Origin of the sequence: Actinoplanes regularis (assembly GCF_900188005.1) — a bacterium.
Taxonomy (GTDB): domain Bacteria; phylum Actinomycetota; class Actinomycetes; order Mycobacteriales; family Micromonosporaceae; genus Actinoplanes; species Actinoplanes regularis.
In genome coordinates, this window is sequence record NZ_FZNR01000002.1 from 84,392 (window position 1) to 105,197 (window position 20,806).

The 20,806-nt window shown below is 70.7% G+C and carries 17 protein-coding genes; 7 read left to right on the forward strand and 10 right to left on the reverse strand.

What is annotated here, in order from left to right; translation table 11 throughout:
• Positions 1-1,300: 1,300 nt before the first annotated feature.
• The 3 genes from CHC09_RS48310 to CHC09_RS05710 all read left to right on the forward strand — a co-directional run bounded on the left by CHC09_RS48310 (position 1,301) and on the right by CHC09_RS05710 (position 3,972).
• The gene (locus CHC09_RS48310; RefSeq protein WP_275407860.1) at positions 1,301-1,432 is read left to right on the forward strand and encodes a hypothetical protein; all 132 of its coding nucleotides are present in this window, start codon (positions 1,301-1,303) and stop codon (positions 1,430-1,432) included.
• Between the two features lie 515 nt (positions 1,433-1,947).
• Positions 1,948-2,334 (forward strand): hypothetical protein, encoded by a 387-nt coding sequence (locus CHC09_RS05705; protein WP_203833070.1) that lies wholly within the window; start codon positions 1,948-1,950, stop codon positions 2,332-2,334.
• Positions 2,335-2,994: 660 nt separating this feature from the next.
• Positions 2,995-3,972 (forward strand): PQQ-binding-like beta-propeller repeat protein, encoded by a 978-nt coding sequence (locus CHC09_RS05710; RefSeq protein WP_239138209.1) that lies wholly within the window; start codon positions 2,995-2,997, stop codon positions 3,970-3,972.
• Between the two features lie 30 nt (positions 3,973-4,002).
• On the opposite strand, the gene CHC09_RS05715 is transcribed toward CHC09_RS05710, so the two are convergent.
• On the reverse strand, positions 4,003-4,443 hold the full coding sequence (locus CHC09_RS05715) for a hypothetical protein (protein ID WP_089291937.1): 441 nt from the start codon (positions 4,441-4,443) through the stop codon (positions 4,003-4,005).
• A gap of 90 nt (positions 4,444-4,533) precedes the next feature.
• Between CHC09_RS05715 and CHC09_RS05720 the strand changes: the two genes are divergently transcribed.
• Entirely contained in the window at positions 4,534-5,427 is an 894-nt protein-coding gene (locus CHC09_RS05720) for a DUF2199 domain-containing protein (protein WP_089291938.1), read from the forward strand.
• A 21-nt stretch (positions 5,428-5,448) separates the two neighbouring features.
• Here the strand turns inward: CHC09_RS05720 and CHC09_RS05725 are convergent, their stop codons facing one another.
• A complete protein-coding gene (locus CHC09_RS05725) occupies positions 5,449-5,967 on the reverse strand; it encodes an O-acetyl-ADP-ribose deacetylase (RefSeq protein ID WP_089291939.1) in 519 nt (172 codons plus the stop codon).
• A gap of 37 nt (positions 5,968-6,004) precedes the next feature.
• Positions 6,005-7,171, reverse strand: coding sequence for a PucR family transcriptional regulator (locus tag CHC09_RS05730; protein ID WP_239138208.1), 1,167 nt, complete (start codon positions 7,169-7,171; stop codon positions 6,005-6,007).
• Positions 7,172-7,314: 143 nt separating this feature from the next.
• Here CHC09_RS05730 and CHC09_RS05735 point away from each other — a divergent pair, with 143 nt between their 5' ends.
• Both CHC09_RS05735 and CHC09_RS05740 read left to right on the forward strand, forming a co-directional pair.
• Positions 7,315-9,516 carry an aminotransferase class III-fold pyridoxal phosphate-dependent enzyme gene (locus CHC09_RS05735; protein ID WP_239138207.1) on the forward strand — a complete coding sequence of 734 codons (2,202 nt, stop codon included), beginning with the start codon at positions 7,315-7,317 and terminating at the stop codon, positions 9,514-9,516.
• Positions 9,517-11,100 carry a xylulokinase gene (locus CHC09_RS05740; protein WP_089291941.1) on the forward strand — a complete coding sequence of 528 codons (1,584 nt, stop codon included), beginning with the start codon at positions 9,517-9,519 and terminating at the stop codon, positions 11,098-11,100.
• Here CHC09_RS05740 and CHC09_RS05745 read toward each other — a convergent pair whose 3' ends face one another.
• The 7 genes from CHC09_RS05745 to CHC09_RS05775 all read right to left on the reverse strand — a co-directional run bounded on the left by CHC09_RS05745 (position 11,101) and on the right by CHC09_RS05775 (position 19,850).
• The gene (locus tag CHC09_RS05745; protein WP_239138210.1) at positions 11,101-12,879 is read right to left on the reverse strand and encodes a two-component system sensor histidine kinase NtrB; all 1,779 of its coding nucleotides are present in this window, start codon (positions 12,877-12,879) and stop codon (positions 11,101-11,103) included.
• A 113-nt stretch (positions 12,880-12,992) separates the two neighbouring features.
• Positions 12,993-13,745, reverse strand: coding sequence for an ABC transporter ATP-binding protein (locus CHC09_RS05750; protein ID WP_089292592.1), 753 nt, complete (start codon positions 13,743-13,745; stop codon positions 12,993-12,995).
• Positions 13,742-14,491: an ABC transporter permease gene (locus tag CHC09_RS05755; RefSeq protein WP_089291942.1), complete on the reverse strand. Its 750-nt coding sequence runs from the start codon at positions 14,489-14,491 to the stop codon at positions 13,742-13,744. The genes CHC09_RS05750 and CHC09_RS05755 overlap by 4 nt, the downstream gene beginning before the upstream one ends.
• Complete coding sequence (locus tag CHC09_RS05760) at positions 14,488-15,279, reverse strand: class I SAM-dependent methyltransferase (protein ID WP_089291943.1); 792 nt, start codon at positions 15,277-15,279, stop codon at positions 14,488-14,490. The genes CHC09_RS05755 and CHC09_RS05760 overlap by 4 nt, the downstream gene beginning before the upstream one ends.
• Positions 15,280-15,283: 4 nt before the next feature.
• On the reverse strand, positions 15,284-16,264 hold the full coding sequence (locus CHC09_RS05765; RefSeq protein ID WP_089291944.1) for an ABC transporter substrate-binding protein: 981 nt from the start codon (positions 16,262-16,264) through the stop codon (positions 15,284-15,286).
• Between the two features lie 70 nt (positions 16,265-16,334).
• Positions 16,335-19,049, reverse strand: a complete 2,715-nt coding sequence (locus CHC09_RS05770) for an AAA domain-containing protein (RefSeq protein ID WP_089291945.1) — start codon at positions 19,047-19,049, stop codon at positions 16,335-16,337.
• A 45-nt stretch (positions 19,050-19,094) separates the two neighbouring features.
• A complete protein-coding gene (locus CHC09_RS05775; protein ID WP_089291946.1) occupies positions 19,095-19,850 on the reverse strand; it encodes a metallophosphoesterase in 756 nt (251 codons plus the stop codon).
• A 111-nt stretch (positions 19,851-19,961) separates the two neighbouring features.
• Here CHC09_RS05775 and CHC09_RS05780 point away from each other — a divergent pair, with 111 nt between their 5' ends.
• The gene (locus CHC09_RS05780) at positions 19,962-20,750 is read left to right on the forward strand and encodes a DUF4253 domain-containing protein (protein WP_089291947.1); all 789 of its coding nucleotides are present in this window, start codon (positions 19,962-19,964) and stop codon (positions 20,748-20,750) included.
• Positions 20,751-20,806: the final 56 nt, after the last annotated feature.

The following is a 20,806-nucleotide window of genomic DNA, read 5'->3' on the forward strand; positions in this document are numbered from 1 at the left end:
GCCAGCAGGAGGTCCAAGCCCAGGCGCCAGGCCCAAGCACCAGGCCCACGCCCAGGCACCGGCCCAGCACCAAGCCCACGCGCCGGGCCAGCAGGAGGTCCAAGCCCAGGCCCAGGCACGAGGCGAAACCACCGGGCAAAACTCAAAACCACTGGCTACGAGCCAAATCACCAGCGACTGGGCACCAAACATCCGGCAGAGGGCAGCAGACACCAGGCAGAGCCCACCAGCCGACGACAATCGGTCACCGATAGTCGGTCAGCGACTTCGCCACCTGCCGGCAGGCCAGCCAGGTGGTAACCACCTTGACCACTCGCCGCGCGGAACAGAATCCAGATCAGCCGATTTCAACCCCAGCCCGCAAAACGAAAACCAACACCCGGGGCGGCGCGCGATTTCGGCAGACCTTTCGCCCAACCCCTATAGCCCGCTGGGGCAGAAAGAAATACAGAAACAAGGACGAGCAAATTCCGCCTGATTTAACACCATCCCCCGCACAGCAACCATCAGGAACCCGGCCATACCAGATATCGCCGAGTGCCACCAGCACCACTATCCCGCGACGACCACCCTCATTCATGAAAAACCAGCCGTAAGCCGATCGAGGCAGAAGCGACACCCGCAGCCCAGCCCACGAGCCAGGCTGCAGTGCCACCGGTTGCGCCGCCTCGGGCCACCGAACCGCTGCCGTTCGCCCCGGCACCCTCCGACCCGGCGAAGAAGCCGTCGACCACGACACCGGAGCCACTGACCGTTTCCGTTGCGATATCCGCGGTCGCCGTTTCGACACCACCCGCCGAGTCGGCGCCGACGCCGACTGCGGCATGAGAGACCACTCCGCCTGCCGCGACAAGGGCACTACCGACTCCGGCACTGGGGCCGGGGCCGGGGCCGGGGCCGGGGCCGCAGCCGGGGCCGCAGCCGGGGCCGGGGCCGGGGCCGGGGCCGGGGCCGGGGCCGGGGCCGGGGCCGGGGCCGGGGCCGGGGCCGGGGCCGGGGCCGGGGCCGGGGCCGGGGCCGCAGCCGGGGCCGCAGCCGGGGCCGCAGCCGCAGCCGGGGCCGCAGCCGGGGCCGCAGCCGGGGCCGCAGCCGGGGCCGCAGCCGGGGCCGCAGCCGGGGCCGCAGCCGGGGCCGCAGCCGGGGCCGGGGCCGGGGCCGGGGCCGGGGCCGGGGCCGCTCGCGGTGCAGGCGGCATCACGGGTGGTGAAGTGGATGCGGCGGAGTTGGACTGGGAGCTTTCCGGGGTGGGCGCTGTCAGCGGTCCCGAGCGGCTCTGCCGGATTCGACGAAGCTTCGCGGCGTGGCGCTGCTGAAGGCCCCAAGCACGGTGGCGCTCGTGCTCACGACGGAATTCTTCGCGTTCGGCGGAATAGTTGCGCGCGAGGGTTCGATCCCGCATCGCAGCGATTTCCGACCTGCCGAACAGCGATAACTGGCCCATGACATCAATTCTCTCGCGCCCCCGCCCAGCCTGCCAGTAGACGATCATGCCAAAATCAATTTCCGCAATGCGCGCACCAATAGTTCCGCAACGATTTCGGGCACAGCATCGGGCTCGCAGAAATGATTTCTGCCGATAGATTCAGCTGGTCTCCTGCTCATTGGCCGGACGAGGCAGCGCCGAGTCCCACACAATGGCTGACTGATCAAGCACGGCTACCCCGCGCCAGGTAGAAGGGTCACCGATCGAGGATCGGTAACCCCGTGCCAGACACAAGGCTCACCGATCGGGCGCGGTGACCCCGTGCCGACACGACGCCCGACCGCGTCGTCATGGAGCGACGCCCGACCCCGTGGTCACGGAGCGACGCCCGACCCCGTGGTCACGGAGCAACGCCCGACCGCGTCGTCATGGGACAACGCCCCCACCACATCGCTTCGGCATGACGCCGTCTGCCTGGGAGGATTCTCTCGACATCGCGCCGACGACGACACAGACTGTCCACTGTGATCGAAAAGAGCGGGCCGGGTCACAACGACACCGCATCGGCACTCCGCTTCCTCACCGAACTGATCGCCTGGGTGGCTACCCCATGGGCGCTGTGGTCGTACTCGCCGATCCTGGCGATCGCCGCGGTGGTGTTGCTGATCGGGCTGCCCACCGTCTTCGGTACGCCGGGAGACAAGCCGGGTGGCGTGATCGTCCCGGTGCCGGGCGCGGTAACCGTGTTGTTGGTGCTGTTGCAGATCGTGGCGGCCGCGGTGGCGGCCTGGGTGGCCTGGCCGTGGTGGGCCGCGGCGCCCGTGACCGTGCTCTGCCTGGTCGTGCCGTTCACCGAGCTGCCTCGCTGGCGGCGATTGCTGCGCACAGAGGTCCCCACACCAGACCGATGATGGCCACACACACCTGACCGCGAATACCGCCCCACTGACAACGACCGCCACGCGCAGAAGCCCCCACACCAGACCAATCACGGCCACACACACCCGACCGCGAATACCGCCCCACCGACAACGACCGCCACGCGCAGAAGCCCCCACACCAGACCAATCACGGCCACACACACCCGACCGCGAACACCGCCCCACCGACAACGACCGCCACGCGCAGAAGCCCCCACACCAGACCAATCACGGCCACACACACCCGACCGCGAACTCCGCCCCACCGACAACGACCGCCACGCGCAGAAGCCCCCACACCAGACCAATCACGGCCACACACACCCGACCGCGAACACCGCCCCACCGACAACGACCGCCACGCGCAGAAGCCCCCACACCAGACCAATCACGGCCACACACACCCGACCGCGAACACCGCCCCACCGACAACGACCGCCACGCGCGGAAGTCCCCCCAGCACACCAACGAGGGCTGCACGCGGCCACTGCCACGCTGGCAGCGACTGTTGCGCGCGGAGATCTCCGCACCAGGCCAGCGACGGCTGGGCGGACCCCAGCCAGGCGCGGCTGGCAGAAAGAATCCTGCCGAGGTCAGCGCGTTCGAACGAAGCGATCCGTGAGGTCCTATCCTTTCGCGATGCGCCCCCGTTTGATCAACCAGCGGCGACTGGAAGGCGTACGGGATATCACTTCCGCGGCGGGCGTGGGATGGATCGCCACCGAGCCAACCTGCAACGCTGTCAGCCTGTTCGACCATGACCTGCAGCTCCGACGACGGCTTCGGGTGCCGCTTCACGGCCCTCGCATCAACGCCGCTGCCACTGATCGCTTCGTCGTGGCCGGCGACGACAACGGGATGGCGGCTGTCGACCACACCGGGAAGATCATCTGGCAGAGCGCCTGGGACCGATTCGCTGATAATGCTACAAATCGCGATACCACCCTCCACATCGACGCCCAGGGCGTCCTCTGGATCAGGTTGGCCGATGCCCAGCAGCTCCTGGCCCTTGACGCCACGAGCGGCAGGGAGATCCACCGCGTACCGCTGGCCGGCCCCGAGGCCGCCCGCTTCCTGCACCGCCCCGGAGACGCCCGCACCGGCCTGGTTCTTTCTCGGCCGTACCCTTCACCGAGCGCCCTGATCAGCCTGGTGGACGGCCGCATAGCGCTGCACCCGCTGGACGGCTTCGATCTCGACGGCTTCAACCCGGCGGGGTCGCACTACCTGACCGAGGACCTTGAAGGCTTTCTCTCCGTACGGGACCTCGCCACCGAATCAGTACTGGCCTGGCGCCACATCAACGACCTGCCTGAACTGCCGTCCGATCTTGCCGGTTCGAGGTTCACGGACTGGGCGACGTTCCTCACCGACGAATTGATCCTGATCTCACTCAGGCCTGAGGATTCCCCTGACGACGCCGGGCAGCACCTACTGCTCTCCGCACGAAGCCTCAGGTGCCGGTCCGTGGTGCGTTACCCGAACGACCTCAGCCCTGGTTCGATCACCGCAAGCGAACGGCCGGGCCGATGGCTCACCCATCACCATAAGACGGGCACACTGCGGCTGTGGCAGCTGGGAGACCACCTGGACGACGGACCGTTCCCCGGCCAGCTCAGCCTGCTCTGACGTCGGGAGCCGCCCGCCGGGCAGGTCGCGTCAGCGACGGCCGGTCGCCAGGGTGACGAGGAACTGGCCGCCGCCCGCGTCGACGCTCGCGGTCACCGGCAGTCCGGGCATCAACCGGGAGAATCGGTCGACCAGCCAGTCCGCCGCCTCCTGGGCGTCCTTCCGGCTCGGGCAGCGGGCGACCAGCTCGCGGCCGCCCTTGCGCTCGAGCCGCTCGGCGACGGCGATCAGCGGCGCGGGCTCCACCACGTGCAGGCGGTCCGGCCAGGCGATGACGACCTTGACCGCGCCCTTGCGGGTGTTGCAGGCGCGGTGCGCGAGCCGCTCGGTCACCTTGGCCTTCCGGTCGGCGGTGCGGCTGTCGACGCTGGGACCACGCGGGTCGTTCACCGACATGTCGGCGTCGACCGGCTCATCGCACACCCAGCATCGCCAGCCGTCACGCTTCGCCACATCATCAAGAAGAGCCATCCGAACAAGCTATCCCCTCGCCGGGGCGGACCGTCGGGCCAGCCCCTCACCGGGGCGGCCTGTCGCGCGGGCTCCTCGTAGAGTGCGCGGGTGCCTGATCATCTACCTGACTGCTCGTGCTGCGGCACGCCCTTGGACGGTGTCGAGTTCGACATCCGATCCGAGCTGCCGGACGCGTTGCTGACGCTGTCTCCGGAGCAACGCGAATCGGTCTGGGGCAACAAGGATTTCCAACGGCTCGAGGGCGTGGGCGGCTTCCTCCGCTGCCTCATGCCGGTGCACCTCACCGGTGGCGCAAGCGTGACGTACTCGGTCTGGCTGAAGCTCGACGACGACCAGCTGCGCCACGCCCTCAACGTCTGGACCGAACCCGGATACGTCGACCTCAACCTCCGCGGCGAGGTCGCCAACGCCGTCAAACCGTGGGCCGGCCTGCTCGGTGAGGTCGCCAGGGCCGAGGTCCGCGACGCCAAGAGCCTGCCCTATCTGGTCGCCGAGGAGGGCAGCCTGCTGGCCAGGGTGCTGACCGAGGTGTGGGACCGGGACGACGTGCTCAGCCGGATCTGGCACCCGCTGCCGGTCCCGGTGCGGCAGCAGATCACCCCGACCTGGTCGATCGAACGTACCGCGGGCCTGAGGCCGAGAGAAATCAGCAATGCCGTGAGGTTCATCGGCCCCGGCCGGACCGTCCACGTCGAGACGTTCACCGTTCCGGCAGACCACTGCCCTGACGTGGCCATCACGAACATGAGCGGGGGCCTGCCCGAACGATGTGCGGGCGAGGATTCGGAACACGACGGCGAGCTGGTGCGACGCGCGTTCTGGCTCACGGCGACGGTCGACGGCAAACCACAGCACGAGCTCTACGGCTACGCCGCGATACCCGGCGGCCTGCTCGGCGTCACCTGCATGTACGACGACTCGGCCGACCTGGCCTGGGCACAGAACGTCTGGCGTTCGGTGCGGCACGAAGCCGGACGTTGACCGCCGAGCGTGGCGTGTCCGTCAGCGCCGGTAATCCTGATGGACGCGTTCCGCGACCTGGCGGGTCTGCTCGTCGAAGAGCACGAGCCGGACCACCTCCACGGTGGTCTGCTCGGCGTCCAGGGCCGTCAGGGCTTGCGTGACGGCGTCGTCCTTCGGCCACCGGTACACGCCGGAAGAGATCAGCGGGTACGCGACCGATCGCGCGCCCAGACCGGCGGCGATCGCCAGCGACGTGGTGTAGCAACTGCGCAGCAGCGCGGAACGATCCTCGTCCGCGCTGAACACCGGCCCGACGGTGTGGATCACCCACTGGGCGGGAAGCCGCCCCGCGGTGGTCGCCACCGCCTGTCCGACCGGCAGCCCTCTGCCGTACCGGCTGGCCCGCAGCGCGCGGCACTCCTCCAGGATCGCCGGACCGCCCTTGCGGTGGATCGCCCCGTCGACCCCACCGCCGCCCAGCAGCGACGAGTTCGCCGCGTTGACGATGGCGTCGACCCGCTCGGCCGTGATGTCGCCGGTGACCAATTCGATCCGCATCGCACCACCTTTCGCGTCGATGCTATCCGGGGCAGATTCACCGGCGCTGGGTCAGCACCAGCAGCAGTTCGAAGCGGGCGTCCGGATCGTCGAGATCGGGGCCGAACAGCTCACGAAGCCGGTTCAGCCGGTAACTGACGGTCTGCGGATGAACGAAGAGTTCCGCGGAGACCGCCGCCCGGGACCCCCAGTGCCGCAGCCAGGACTCGAGCGTGACCAGGAGCTGTTCCCGCTGGGCGGGACGCAACCCGGCCAGCGGCTCGAGGCGCCGGGCGGAGAGCGCGGCCAGCGCTCCGGTCTCGCCGCGCAGGGCGAGGGCGGCGAAGTGGTCCTCGACGAAGACCGGGACCGGGCCGGTTCCGATCAGTTCGGCGGCGCGTTCCGCGAGGCGGACCGCCTCCGGGACCTCGGTCCAGGGCAGGGCCGGGCCGACCACGGCGTCCCGGCGGTCGAGGGCCTCGGTCAGGGCGCCACGTTCCGCGCGCGGGCCGGAGCGCAGCAGCAGGACCGCGTCGCGAGCCCGTTCGGCGACCACACCGTCCGCGGCGAAGCGGAACCGGGCGTCGCGGGCCTGGTCGGCGGGGAGCAGCACGGGGACGACCCGGTCCAGGGCGGGCCAGCCGATCGCGGCGACCGCCTCGCGGGCCACGTCGGCCGGCGCACCGCCGCGGAGCAGCAGGTCGGCGGCGCGGCGCCGGCGGCGGTCGCCCTCGCCGGCCTGTTCGCGCAGCTGGCGGGCGAGGCCGTCGGTGCAGGCGGAGGCGAGTTCGTCGACGAACGCGCTGGTGGCGTCGGAGAGGTCGATGATCTCGTCGACGGTGACCGGGCGGGACTCGGCGAGGGCCGCCGAGGCGGTGCGCAGCAGCAGCCGCGCGGCGGTGCGCAGGGCACCGAGCAGCAGCTCCGGACCGCGGTTCTCCCGGGCCTCGGCCGCGCCGAGCGCGACGAAGACCTCGCGGATGCGGGGCGGCAGGGCCGGCTCGTCGGTGCCGGCCAGGTCGAGGAAGCGGTCCAGGGCGACCTGGACGGCGGTGCGCATGTCGCGGTCGAACTTCGCGCCGGTGGTCTCCGCGAAGGCCGGGTTGGCGGCGGCGACCGCTTCCGCGATCGCGGGCACGGCCGCCGGCAGGCGCGGTCGCATGGCCGCGACCAGGTCGGTTGGCACCCGCTGCCAAGGCGTCGCGGAGGCGGAAGCGGTGGTCACGGCAGGCTATTTTGTCACCCCGTGATAACGGTACGGCCTTAGATTGCTGCTGAACGGACGGTGCCTTATCCCGGGGCGGGAGTGACGATTGGGCAGGTCACGCCCGACACCCCCCAGGATCGGATCTGCTCGTGAAACACCGGATGTCCCGTCAGCACGTGGTCGACATGTGCCGGACCATGCTCGACCGTGGCTACCTGAAGGCGACCGAGGGCAACGTCTCGGTCCGTGTCCCGGGCCACGAGCTCTACGCCGTCACCCCGAGCAACTACGACTACGACAAGATGCGCGTCGAGGACGTCTGCATCGTCGACTTCCAGGGCAAACACGTCCCGGACGAGGGTGGCGCGGGCGGCCTGGTGCCGTCGATCGAGTGCGGCATGCACGCGAACATCTACCGCGAGCGGCCGGACGTCAACGCGATCGTGCACACCCACCAGCCGTACGCCTCGGCCCTCGCCTTCCTGCGCAAGCCGATCCCGGCGCTCACCGACGAGCAGGTCCGCTTCCTCGGCAAAGAGGTCGCGATCATCGACTACGCGCCGTCCGGCACCGGCTTCCTCGCGAAGAACGTGCAGAAGAAGGTGGTGAGCGGGGACAACGCGTTCATCATCGCCAACCACGGGGTGGTGGCCGTCGGGACCGATCCGTCGCGGGCTGTGTTCAACATGGCGCTGCTGGAGAAGGTCTCGATCGCCTACCTGATGGCGCTGACCAGCGAGGCCGGGAAGGTCTACACGATCCCGGCGACGATCCGGGAGATCGCCTTCAGCAAGCTGAAGAAGGACGAGAAGCGGATCGCCTCGCAGATCGTCGACGCGGTCGAGCCGGTCCGGGTCCCCGAGGACGAGGTGCTGCCGAGCGTCGCCGAGGTTCCGGAGGTCACGCCCGGCGAGGATCTGGGCTACATGATCAGCGAGTACCTGGACGTCCCGGACACCATGCGGCGGCTCAAGGCCCTGGTCGCCCAGCCGGTCCGTGGCCTGCGCCACGACGCGCTGCTGGACGTGCTGAACTACTTCGAGACCAAGTGCACGGCCAGCAAGGAGATCACCGAGCGGGCCAAGCGGCGCATCCCCGGCGGCGTGCAGCACAACCTGGCCTTCAACTACCCGTTCCCGCTGGCGATCGACAAGGCCGAGGGCGCGCACCTGACCGACCGGGACGGCAACGTCTACATCGACTTCCTGCAGGCCGGCGGGCCGACCATCCTGGGCAGCAACTATGGCCCGGTGAACGAGCGGGTGGCCGAGGTGATCAAGGAGAGCGGGCCGGTCACCGGCCTGTTCCACGAGTACGAACTGAAGCTCGCCGAGATCATCAACCAGTACATGCCGCACATCGAGATGTACCGGTCGCTGGGCTCCGGCACCGAGGCCGTGATGGCGGCGGTCCGGGCGGCCCGGGCGAAGACCGGCAAGAAGATGGTGATCAAGGTCGGCGGGGCGTACCACGGCTGGTCCGACACCGTGGTCTACGGCCTGCGCGTGCCGGGCAGCTTCCGGATGAACGCCAAGGGCATCCCGTGGGGCGCCACCGGCCGTACCCGCGAGGCGTTCCCGCACGACCTCGGCACCCTCAAGCGCAAGCTGATCGAGAACCGGCTGCGCGGCGGCACCGCCGCGGTGATCGTCGAGCCGTTCGGGCCGGAGTCCGGCACCCGGCCGGTGCCGCACGGCTACAACGCGGCCGTCCGCAAGCTCTGCGACGAGTTCGGCGCGATGCTGATCTTCGACGAGGTGGTGACCGGGTTCCGGACCGGGCTCGGCGGCGCGGCCGGCTACTTCGGGGTCACCCCGGACCTGACCGTTTTCGGTAAGGCGGTCTCGGGTGGGTACCCGATGGCCGGCGGGGTCGGCGGCAAGTCCGAGGCGATGAGCGTCTTCGGCTCCGGGCTGGACGGCAAGAGCGGCGCGCACATCCAGGTCGGCGGCACCCTGTCGGCGAACCCGCTGTCCTGCGCGGCCGGGTACTTCGCGATCCAGGAGATGGCCCGGACCAACGCGCCGGTCGTCGCCGGCAAGGCCGGGGACCGGCTGACCCGTGGGCTGCAGAAGCTGATCGACAAGTACGGGCTGCCGTACGTGGCGTACAACCAGGGTTCGATCGTCCACCTGGAGTGCAGCGGCGTGATGCTGCTGGACATGCGCAGCCCGATCAAGCTGCTCAAGGAGAACAAGGCGCGCAAGACGCTGATGGAGCAGATGGGCGCGGCGTACGCGGCGCACGGCGTCATCACCCTCGCGGGCTCCCGGATGTACACCTCGCTGGCCGACACCGACGAGGTCATCGACGACGCGCTGAACCGTTTCGACCAGGTCTTCGCCCAGGTCGAGGGGGTCTAGGTGGCGACACCGCCGCAGGTCCTGGCGATCGATCTCGGCACGTCCGGGATGAAGGCCGCCCTGGTGGCCGTCGACGGGACCGTCACGGGCTGGGCCGAACGCCCGGTGCCGTTGCGGGTGCTGCCCGGCGGGGGCGCCGAGCAGGACCCGGTCGCCTGGTGGGATGCGCTGGCCGAGGTCGTCGCCGACCTCGGGCGCGACTTCCCGGAGCACCTGCGCGCGGTGACCACGATCTGCTCCTCGACGCAGGGCGAGGGCACGATCGCGGTGGACGCGAACGGTGAGCCGCTCACCCAGTGCATCTCCTGGCTGGACATGCGCGGGGCGGATCATCTGCGCAAGCAGTTCGGCGGCTTCCCGTCGTACCAGGGAATCTCGGTCTTCAAGATCGCTCGATGGCTCCGGCTGACCGGCGGGATGCCGTCGGTGACCGGAAAGGATCCCGCCGCGCACATGCTTCTGGTGCGCGACGAGATGCCCGATGTGTATGCCAGGACGAAGACGTTCCTCAACGTCCTCGACTGGATCAACCTGAAGCTCACCGGCCGCACGGTGGCGACCGTCGACTCGATCCTCACCTCGTGGGTCACCGACAACCGGAAGGCCGACGGCATCCGGTACGCCCCGTCGCTGGTCGCCGCCAGTGGGATCGACGCGGACAAGTTCCCGCCGATCGTGAAATGCACCGAGGTGATCGGCACGCTAGCCCCCAGCGCCGCCGATCACCTCGGCCTCCCGGCGTCGGTCCAGGTGGTGGCCGGCGCGATCGACAACACCGCGGCCGCGATCGGGGCCGGCACGGTGCGCGACAACGAGCCGCACCTCTACCTGGGCACATCGTCGTGGATCGCGGCGCACGTACCGGCCAAGAAGACCGACGTGGGCAGCGGCATCGCGTCGATCCCGTGCGCGCTGCCGGACCGCTATCTGATGACCGCGCTGCAGGCGACCGCCGGGGCGAACCTGACCTGGCTGCGCGACAAGATCGTCGAGTACGACGACCCGCTGCTGTCGGGCCGGCGCCTCACCCGCGACGAGGGCACCATCTTCGACGCCTTCGACAAGATCATCCCGATGGTTCCGGCCGGCGCCGACGGCGTGCTCTACATGCCTTGGTTGTACGGCGAACGCGCGCCGGTCGACGATCCGAACCTGCGCGCGGGCTTCCTCAACATCTCCCTCGAGACCAGCCGCTCGGACATGCTGCGCGCGGTGTTCGAGGGAGTCGCGCTGAACACCCGGTGGATGGCGAAGTCCGTGGACAGGTTCCTCGGCGCGCCGGTCACGTCGATGGTGATCACGGGTGGTGCGGCACGGTCGAGCTCGTGGTGCCAGATCTTCGCGGATGTGCTGGGGATGGAGATCCGCCGGGACACGAACCCGGTCGCGGTGAACGCGCGCGGCGCCGGGTGGATCGGCGCGGTCGGTGCCGGGATGATCGAGTTCTCGGACATCCCGGCGCTCGCCCGGAACGACGACGTCTTTCAGCCCGGCGAGGATCGCGCGAAGTACGACGACATCTACGACATCTACACCAGCCTGCACAAGCAGCTCGCACCGATCTACAAGAAGCTGCACAGCTGATCAGTCGGCGATCGGCAGCAGGATCCGGAAGGTGGTGCCGACGCGGAGCGTGGAGTCCACGATGATGGTGCCGCCGGTGTCGCTGACGATGCCGTAGACGGTGGCAAGGCCGAGACCGGTGCCCTGGTCGACCGGTTTGGTGGTGAAGAAGGGCTCGAAGATTCGGTCCCTGACCTCCGCGCTCATCCCCGTGCCGTTGTCGCTGACCGCCAGTTGGGCGTAGCGCCCCGCCGGCAGGGTCTGGGCCGGGCCTTCGGACAGCTCGGTGGTGCCGGTCGTCACGGTCACGGTTCCGCCCTCGGGCATCGCGTCGCGCGCGTTGACGACGAGGTTGAGCAGGATCTGGTCGAGCCGGCCACGGTTGGCGCGCACCGGCAGGGCATCGGAACAGGTGTCGCAATGCAACGTGATGTTGTTTCCGATGGCTCGGCTCAGCAGGTCGGTGGCGTCCGTGACGACCACGTTGAGGTCGACGATCTCGACCTGGACCGGTTCCCGTTTGGCGAACAGCAATAGTTGGCTGGTCAGTTCCTGAGCCCGGTCGGCGGCGTTGCGGATCCGGGCCAGATCACCTGCCACCTGGTCGCCGGTGTCCTCGGCGACGAGCTCGGTGCAGTTGAGAATGATGGCCAGCAGGTTGTTGAAGTCGTGTGCCACCCCGCTGGCGAGCTGACCGAGACTCTCCATCCGGGCGGCCCGCGCCGCACGTTCGTCGGCGATCTTCTGTGCGGCCGCGCGTTGTTTGCGGGCGGTGACGTCGCGCTCGGTGGCCGCGCCGCCGATGAGTTTGCCGTCGTCGTCGCGGAGTGGCCAGAGGATGGTCGACACGAAGACTTCGCTGCCGTCCTTGCGCCGCCGTGGCGCCTCGTCGAGTTGGAATTGCCGGCCCTCAGCCAGACCGGTGAGCGCGGTGGCGAGCCCGGCTGTGCGACCGGGTTGCAGCAGCGTCGACACGGAACGGCCGATGGCCTCAGCGGCGGTGTAGCCGTAGACGCGCTCGGCGCCGCTGTTCCAGGTCGTGATGGTCCCGTCGAGAGTGAGCGCCAGGGTGGCATCGGCGGACTGTTCGACGATCGCGGCCAGAATCGCCTTGTTTCGAGCCGTTTTCGCGATCATGCGGGTCACCAGCCAGGCCAGGACCGCAGTGATCAATAGACAGATGGCACCGACCAGAACTTGGAGCCGCAGCCCTCTGGTGTACGTCGTGCGTGCCGCGGCGGTGTCCGCGGCGGCCGTGGCCTCCGCCTGTACCGCAAGCTGATCGACCGCGGAGGCGATCTGGTCGAACCAGTACAGGGCCTCGCCGGAGACCAGTTCGTTGGACACCTTGACCGCGTCGGGCGTGCCGGTCCGGTATCCAGCCACGATCTGCTCGTCGATCTTCATGAAGTGGTCGAAGGCGTTCTCGGCGACGGTCAGCTGCTGCCGTTCGGCGGCGGTGAGCTCGCGTGCTCCGACCCGGGCGAGATCCTCCTGGAAAGCCGCCGTCGAGGCGAGAAACTTCGCGCGCATACGGCCGGCGGCATCGGTGGCGCCCGGCACGCCCCGGATCGTGTCGAACGCGTACGCGGTCTGCCAGCCGTTGAAGTCAGCGGCGCGGAACTTGGCAACCAGCGCATCGCGTCGCAGCGCAAAGGACTCGGACGCCCGCTGGCTCGCGTGGCGCTGCGCGACGCTGCTCGCGACGGCAACGCTGATCATGACGATCAACAACAGCGCAACCGACCCGAAGGCGCCAAAGAGCCGCGTACTGACACGAATTCTACCTAACATACGCATCTCACCCACTCTCTGCAGAAAGTGTCACGCGTACGGCCAGGTCACGTAGCGATTCGCGGATTTCGCGAGGCGCCCGCCGGCGACCGATCGCCTCGCGTCAGCCTCGCTGTCTTCTACTCCTCGAGCAGCAGGTCGTGCAGTTCCGCGACATACTCGGCCGCCCGCGCCACGTATGCGTTGGGGCCGAACGACCGGGGCCGCGGGATGCCGACGTCGAGCACCCGCCGCACCCGGCCGGGCCGGGTGCCGAGGACCACGACCCGGTCGGCCAGCAGGACCGCCTCCGGAATGGAGTGGGTGACGAAGACCGTCGTGGCCGGCGCGGCCAGGTGCATCGCCTGCAGCTGCGTCGCCAGCTCCTCACGGGTGAGGGCGTCGAGCGCGGAGAACGGCTCGTCCATCAGCAGGACCCGGGGCCGCTGGATCAGCGCCCGGCAGAGCGCGACCCGCTGCTGCATGCCGCCGGAGAGTTCGTACGGGTGCCGCTGGTGGAACCCGGCCAGCCCGACCGAGTCGAGCAGGTCGGCCGCCCGGGCCCGGTACTCGTCCCGGGGCAGTCGCCGGATCTCCACCGGGAGCATGACGTTGCCGAGCGCGGTACGCCACGGCAGCAGAGCCGGCAGTTGATGCATCAGCACGACGTCCTGGCGGGGCCGGCCGACCGGAGCACCGTCGATCGTCAGCGCCCCGCCGGTCGGCTCGAGCAGCCCGGCGATCAGGCGCAACAGGGTCGACTTGCCACACCCCGACCGCCCGACGACCGCGACGAACTGGTTCTCCGCGATGTCCAGGTCGAGGTCGCGCAGCGCCGCCACCTCGCCGTCGCGGGTCGGGAACGTCCGCGACACCCCCTTCAGCCGGATCATCCGCTGATCGCCCGCGCCCACGGCACCAGCAGCCGTTCCAGCCCCACGACCAGGTAGAACAGGGCGGTGCTGAGCAACGCCAGCAGCACGATGGCGGCGAACGCGAGCGGCGTGTCGAAGGACATGCCGGAGAGCACGACCACGGCGCCCAGCCCGCCGCCCGGCTGGCTGATCTCGGCGACCACCGCACCGATCACCGCGAGCGAGACGGCGACCTTCAGCCCGGTGAACATCTGCGGGAGGGCCCACGGCAGCCTGATCTTGACGTAGGTCTGCCACCCGGACGCGGACAGCGACCGGCCCAGCTCCCCCAGCTCGGCCGGGGTCGAGGTCAGCCCCGCCATGGTCGCCACCACGACCGGGAACACGCAGATCAGCAGAACCAGCACGATCTTCGGCTGGCTGCCGAAGCCGAGCCACACCACCAGCAGCGGGGCGATCGCCACTTTGGGCACCGAGTTGAGCGCCACCAGCACCGGCAGGGCGGCCCGCTCGAGGGTGCGCGAGGCGGTCAGCGCCACCGCCACCAGCAGCCCGGTCACCACCGCGATAGCGAAGCCGGCCGCGGTCACGCCCAGCGTGGCGCCGGCGGCTCGCATCAGGTACCCCGGCTGGGCGCGGAAGGCGGCGACGATGTCCGGCGGGGCCGGCAGGAACAGCGGCCGGATGCCGAAGACCGCGGTCGCGCCCCACCAGAGCGCGACCGCACCGAGCGTGCCGAGAACCGGCGGTGACCAGCGGTTCACCGGCGGCGCCCGACCGTGGAGTAGGTGAAATGCCCGCGGATCACCAGCCGCGGATCCTCCGACAACCGGCACAGCTCACCGAGGTCCCGTTCGGTGAGCCCGGCGGCGAGGAAACCGGGCCGCAGCTGCTCGATGTTGACCGCGATGAGCCGCGCCCCGGCGGTGCCACCGGCCCAGGACGAGGCCCGGATCTCGGTGCCGACCCCGCAGAGCCCGGCGGCCAGCATCGCGCCGTGCACCGATCCGCCCCACGCCGGATCGCCGCCGTTGCCCGGCAGCAACCGCCCCACCAGGATGTCGTGGTAGCGCTCCACCAGCGCGGCGGCCGTCGCGTCCGGCGCGGCCAGGACGAGCCCGCGATAGGCCGACGCCCACTCCTCGATCACGAGCGTCCCGCCCGGCGCGAGCGCGGCCGCCAGCCGGTCCAGGATCTCGGCGCGGGCGGGCAGGTGTGACAGCACCAGCCGGGCGTGGATCAGATCCCACGGCGGATCCGGGACCGGCTCGGCGCTCAGATCGTGCCGGAGCACCGCGTACCCCAGATCCGTTCGCAGGTGGCGGGGGTTGAGATCGGTGGCCAGCACCGATCCGCCCGGCCCGGCGCGCTCCGCCAGCCAGGTCGCGACGCTGCCGCCACCGGCGCCGGCCTCCAGGCACCGGCGGCCGGTGAGGTCGCCGAGCCCGGCCAGCCGCTCGACCGTGAACGGATCGAGAACCTCGGCGAGCAGCCGGTGCCGGCCCGCCGCGACCGGGTCGTCGTTGTCGAAGGAGTACGTGGCGGGCGTCATCGGCTCAGCTCGCCGGAGCGAGGGCGAAGTCGACGACCGAGTCCGGCGTCAGCCCCGGCGGGATGAGCTTGTTCTTCTCCAGGGTGGCGATCGCGGCGGCGACCCGCTGCCGGTCGATCACGCCGGACGGCTTCACATACGGTTTCATCAGGGTGATCTCGCCGACGGCGGCTGTCACGTCCGCGGCCGGCTGCGCCTTCTTCATGATCTGGGCGGCCTCTTCCGGGTGCTCCAGGGTGTACTGCAGACCCTTGAGCGCCGCGTCGCGGAAGCGGCGGGCTACATCCGGCTGGTCGCGGGTGATCGCGAGCGGCGCGACGAGGCCGTTGCCGAACAGCTCCGGCAGGTACGTGGAGTAGGGCAGGACGACCGTCGGCTTGCCGCCGGCGGCCTTCGACAGGCCCTTCGCACCGATCAGGAACGTGCTCAGGGCGTTCACCCGCCCGCTGGCCAGCAGCGCCGGCAGCTGGGCCGGTGGCGCGTTCACCCATTTCACCTTCGCCGGATCGACGCCGGCGAGCCCCGCGTACGCCGGGAAGAGCAACTGGTTGACCGAGCCGGTCGCGGCGCCGACCTGACGACCCTCGAGATCCTTGGGCTGGGTGACGCCGGCGCCCTCCAGCGACACGATCGAGACCAGGGTCTGCTGATGGATCGCGGCGATCGCGCGGACGTCCGGATACTCCCCCTTACCGGCGAGGATCCACATGCCGGTCAGGTCGAGGCTCGCGAACTGGGCCCGACCGGCGGCGAGCACCTTCAGGTTCTCGCCGGTCGCCGCGCCCAGTTGGATCGTGACGTCGAGCCCGGCGTCCCGGAAGTACCCCTTCTCCTGCGCCACCCAGGCGAAGGCGTCCCGGCCGACGGCGCCGAAGGCGGTGAGATAGGTGACCTTGTCGCCCGGCGCCTTCTTCTCCTCGCCGCACCCGGCAAGCAGGAGAGCGACGGCCAGAAACGCGGAGCACGCAACAGCGAGACGCCTCATCGGACGATCCCCCGTGTGAGTAAAGATATTTATCGGTGACGATACGCCTTGGGAGCGGTCGTGCAACCGGTCAGATCAGGGCCGCGATCTCCAGGGCGGCGCGGCGGACGTCACCGTGCCAGCGGCTCGGGAAGGCGTCGATCAGCTGCCAGCCCGCTCGGTGCAGGGCGCCCTGGCGCTCCAGGTGAGCGTCGGGACCATCCGGGTGTACGGCGCAGAGGACGCCGACGTCCCCCACGCAGAGATCGATGGTCCACGGTCCGACCGGGTACCCCGGCCGGACCTCGACGTCGAGCTGCTTCAACTCGGTGGCCAGGTCGGCGGCCCAGCCCGACGGCTCAGTGCCGGTCTCATCGGCGCGCGGCCCCTCGGCGTGCCGTAGATAGTCGCCGAGCAGACCGGGTGGGCTGGTCAGCGACGTGAGCACGACCAGCTTGCGACGGGCGCGGGTGACCATGACGTTGAACAGCTGTGGATCGGTGACGAAGCGGCGGCGGCTCGGCGGGTCACCGTCGAGCAGGGCCAAAGAGACCACCACAGCGTCGGCCTCGCTGCCCTGGAACGCGTGCACCGTGCCGACCCGCAGCCGCAGCTCCTCGATGCGCTCCACGGACAGCGCCTTGAGCAGGGCCGACTCCAGGGCCTCGGCCTGGGCGCGGAACGGGCTGATCACCCCGATCCCCCGGTGACCGGCCGCCGCCAGCCGCTCCACGGTGGCCAGGGCGGCCGCCACCTCGGCCTCGTTGACGCCCTTGACCAGGGTCGCGTCCGGGACGTGGACCACGTCGATGGCGTCTGTCGTGTCGGCGAGCGGGGTGCGGGTCATCACCGAGACCCGGCCGCCGTAGAAGCGCCGGGCCGGGAAGTCGATCAGATGCGGGACGCTGCGGTGGTGCTCGGCCAGCCAGGTGACCGGGGCGGCCGCGGTGGCCAGGTCGTAGGTGCTGACCCGGCGGACGTCCAGACGCTCGTCGCAGTCGTGCGCCGCGAGGACCTGGGACACGTCGACGTCGCTGACGAACGAGACGAACCGCAGCTGCCGCGGGTCGCCGACGATCAGCGCGCGGCGGGCGCGGGCCAGCACCGGCGCGGCCCGGATCTGGTCCACGTGCGACGCCTCGTCGATCACCACCAGGTCGAACAGCCCGGGCTCGGGCGGGAGCAGATCCTCCACGTCGGCGACCGTGCCGATCCACAGCGGCAGCGCGCGGACCAGCGGGGCGGCCTCCATCCGGGCGAGCAACTCGCGGCGGCGGTTGCGGCCGGCCCGCAGCGCCGCGGCCAGGGCGCCGGCCGCGCGGCGAGCCTCGCGGCTCCAGCGCTCCGCGCTCCGCGCACCGTCGCGCATGGCCTGGCCGACCGCTTCGCGCAGGTCGCGCTCGGCGTCGTGCAGGGCGGCCCAGCGGGCGGCGAGGTCGGTGCCACCGGTGGCCGCGAGGTGGGCGGCGGCACGCTGGGCGGCGGCCGCGGCGAGCGCTTCGGAGAGGATTTCCTCCGGTACGGACTCGGCCGCGCCGAGCAGCCGGAACGCCTTGCGCCGGGCCGAGCGGGCGCGGCGCCTGGACCACCATCCGGCACCCGGCTCGACGGCCAGCAGCGCCCGGATCTCGTCGAGCTTCTCGGTGAAGGCGCCGGGCAGGTCGGCGGAGAGTCCGGGCAGGCGCGGCTGGTGATCGGGGAGCGTGGCGGCGGCCCGCTCGATGTCCAGCTCGGACACGATCTCGGAGCTCTTTGTCCGTACCGCCGCATGGGCGGCCTTGACCCGGGCCTGACCGGAACGGATGACGGCCGCCTCGACCCCCTGATCCGCGCCCGCCGCGAGTTCGGCCTCCAGCCCGGCCCGGCCGCCGGCGTCGCCGAAGAGGACCGGCGGTGAGCCCGGATAGCGGGCCAGCAGGCCCGCGAGGACCTCGGCGGCGTGCGGCGACTGGGTCGCCACCAGCACCGATCCGCCGCGGTCGACCACCTCCAGCGCGGCCGCGACCACCGTGTGGCTCTTGCCGCTGCCCGGCGGGCCGGAGACCACCGTGACCGGTTCTGATCGGGCTCGGATCACTACGCGTTCCTGCGGCCCGGTCAGCGGCAGCGGCGACAGGACCGGTTCGTGATCGGTTCCGGTCTCGCCGGTTCCGGTCTTGTCGGTGTGCGACTCCGTGTAGATCGCGGCGAGCGCGGTCGCCGAGAGATCACGCCCGGCCCAGCTGCGCAGGCTGTCGGCGAGGCCGCCACCGAACACGTCCCGGACCACGAACAGCGCCGGAGCCGCGACCAGGACCAGGCCCTCGGCCGGGACCCGCTGCCTCGGACCGATCATCTCGCCGACGGTGAGGCCGGTCGCGTCGGCGACCGATCTCAGCCACGCCCCGCTGCCGATCGCCTCCAGCCAGCCCGGTGTGGCCAGGCCGGGGGCGGCCTCGAACGCGGCGGCCAGCTCACGGTCGGCGACCAGCGGGGTCACCTCGACGTCGCCGGCCGGGACGACCCGGTAGCCGAGCAGCGAGCGTTCCAGGCGCACCGGCTGGCTGAGCAGCGGCAACCGGATCTTCCGGGGCTTGCCCTCGATCTCGGCGCGACCGGCCAGGAAACCCCAGCCCCGATGGAGGATGCGCTCCTCGCGGTGCAACGCGTCGAGGGCGGCGAGACGCTCGACCGCCTTCTCCCGCGGCGCCTTCTCCGCGATCTCCAGCCACACCATCGGCTGCGAGCCCCGGGTGACGTCCAGGATGCGCTCGGCGGCGGCCGGGGCCAACTCGGCGAGCACGGCGAGCACGGTCCGCGGCTGCATCGCGCGAGACTACCGCCCGTGGTCACCTGCCGGTGCCGGACAGACTCACACCAGCAGCTCGGCGCCGTCGAGCACCAGCGGCGCCCACGCCGGCGCGCCCCGCGTCCCGTGCTTCGGATCCACCCCGACGAACCGGCCGCCCCCGATCCGCGTCACCGTGTGCCGCGCCTGCCAGTCCACGCTCGCCCGCTGCCGGATCCGCTCCTCGCACATCCACCGCCGATGCGGAAAGCTGACGATCGTCGAATGGCCGTGCACCTGTGAGAAGGGCAGCGGCTCCCGGTCGGTCAACCACGACGAGTACACCGGCGCCGCCTCCGCCCACAGCGGTCCGTCGTAACTCCACAGCAGTTCCTCGGGACGGGTGTTCAACAGGTCCGCCGCCGTGCCCGCCGTCACCGGCGCGCCCAGCTCCCGCCAGGCCGCCACCGTCAACCCGGCGTGCGTGACCAGCAACTCCTCGCCCTCGGCGGTCCGCACCGCCGCCGCCACCCGCAGCCGCTCCTTCAACCACCACGACCGCAGCAGCGCCGCCTCCGGTTCCCCCAGCGGCTCCGGCCAGAACGGCTCCCCACCCAGGTACGGCGCCTCGTGATTGCCGATCAGCTGGATCCACCGCGACGGCGCCGCCTCCAGCCGCTCCCGCACGAACGCCAGCACACCAGGGCTGTCCGGCCCCCGGTCCACCAGATCCCCGACCTGGATCACCACGGTGTCCGGCTCGTCCATGAACGAGCCGACCGCCCGGGCCAGCTGCTCCGCGCACCCACCGACGTCCCCGACAATCACGATCTTCGTCATCGCAGCCTCCGCCCGCTCGACGATAGCCACGCACCCCAACGGCGCCCACATCGAATGTTGATAATGGACGGCGGCCATGGTCGAGCGTGAGCAACGGGGGAGTGGGCCGGAGTGCCGATCGAAACGCCGTCCGTGCTGGCGGAGCTGGAACTTTCCGAAATCAGCGAGGCGCTGACGCCGGGCGGTGTCCGACTGCTCAGCGCAGGCTTCCCGGCCGAGCGGCACGACGAGGTCTGGCGCACGCTGTTGCGGGCCCATCCCGGCAACGGGTGGTACCCGGTGCTGGGGCCGGACGCCCATCACGCCGCGCGGCGGGCGGGGAACTACCGGCCGGAGCTTCAGGGGCCCGCGGTGCTGCCGAGGGCCCTGGCCGTCGATCCGGGCGAGCGGATGGACCTGCTGCGGCGTTCCCATCTCGAGTGGATCGAGACGGAGGGGGGCTACGACGCCACGGACGAGTACGACCCGGAGGTCCTGGCTCGCCGGCTCGGCGAGGTGGCCGGGCCCGCGTCGGAACGCCGGGCGGTCACCGGGCCGTACCCGCCGGACTCCGTCCTGCTGGTGCCGGCGGCAGCCGGATATGAGGTGCCGATCCTGGTGCCGGGGCTCATCCAGCCCCCGAACTGGTTCGGCGCCCAGTGGCATCCGGACCTGTCACCCGAGGATCACTCGGCGGTCCTGCGGCACTGGCACCGGCGGTACGGCGCCGAGCTGTACTACACCGGGGGAAACGAACTGGAGCTGGCCGTCTTCCGGCCTCCCGCGACCCGGCTCGAGGTGGCCCGCTGCGCGATCGAGCAGATGATCTACTGCGACGACCTGTCCCAGAAGATCGGCGACGTCGAAGGGGTGGCACGCGAGCAGGCCGGTGGTCATCACTGGTCGTTCTGGTGGGACTGACGCCGGTCGCTGTCAGGGGCCGTGTCAGAGGCGTGTAAGGGGCCTGACAGGGCGGC

What these genes read in the sequence shown, in the direction of transcription:
- CHC09_RS05715 (WP_089291937.1), bottom strand. Translation starts at nt 4,443, where the DNA reads ATGGCTCTTCTTGATGATGTGGCGAAGCGTGACGGCTGGCGATGCTGG.
- CHC09_RS05725 (WP_089291939.1), bottom strand. Translation starts at nt 5,967, where the DNA reads ATGCGGATCGAATTGGTCACCGGCGACATCACGGCCGAGCGGGTCGAC.
- CHC09_RS05735 (WP_239138207.1), top strand. Translation starts at nt 7,315, where the DNA reads ATGTCCCGTCAGCACGTGGTCGACATGTGCCGGACCATGCTCGACCGT.
- CHC09_RS05745 (WP_239138210.1), bottom strand. Translation starts at nt 12,879, where the DNA reads ATGCGTATGTTAGGTAGAATTCGTGTCAGTACGCGGCTCTTTGGCGCC.
- CHC09_RS05750 (WP_089292592.1), bottom strand. Translation starts at nt 13,745, where the DNA reads ATGATCCGGCTGAAGGGGGTGTCGCGGACGTTCCCGACCCGCGACGGC.
- CHC09_RS05760 (WP_089291943.1), bottom strand. Translation starts at nt 15,279, where the DNA reads ATGACGCCCGCCACGTACTCCTTCGACAACGACGACCCGGTCGCGGCG.
- CHC09_RS05765 (WP_089291944.1), bottom strand. Translation starts at nt 16,264, where the DNA reads ATGAGGCGTCTCGCTGTTGCGTGCTCCGCGTTTCTGGCCGTCGCTCTC.
- CHC09_RS05770 (WP_089291945.1), bottom strand. Translation starts at nt 19,049, where the DNA reads ATGCAGCCGCGGACCGTGCTCGCCGTGCTCGCCGAGTTGGCCCCGGCC.
- CHC09_RS05775 (WP_089291946.1), bottom strand. Translation starts at nt 19,850, where the DNA reads ATGACGAAGATCGTGATTGTCGGGGACGTCGGTGGGTGCGCGGAGCAG.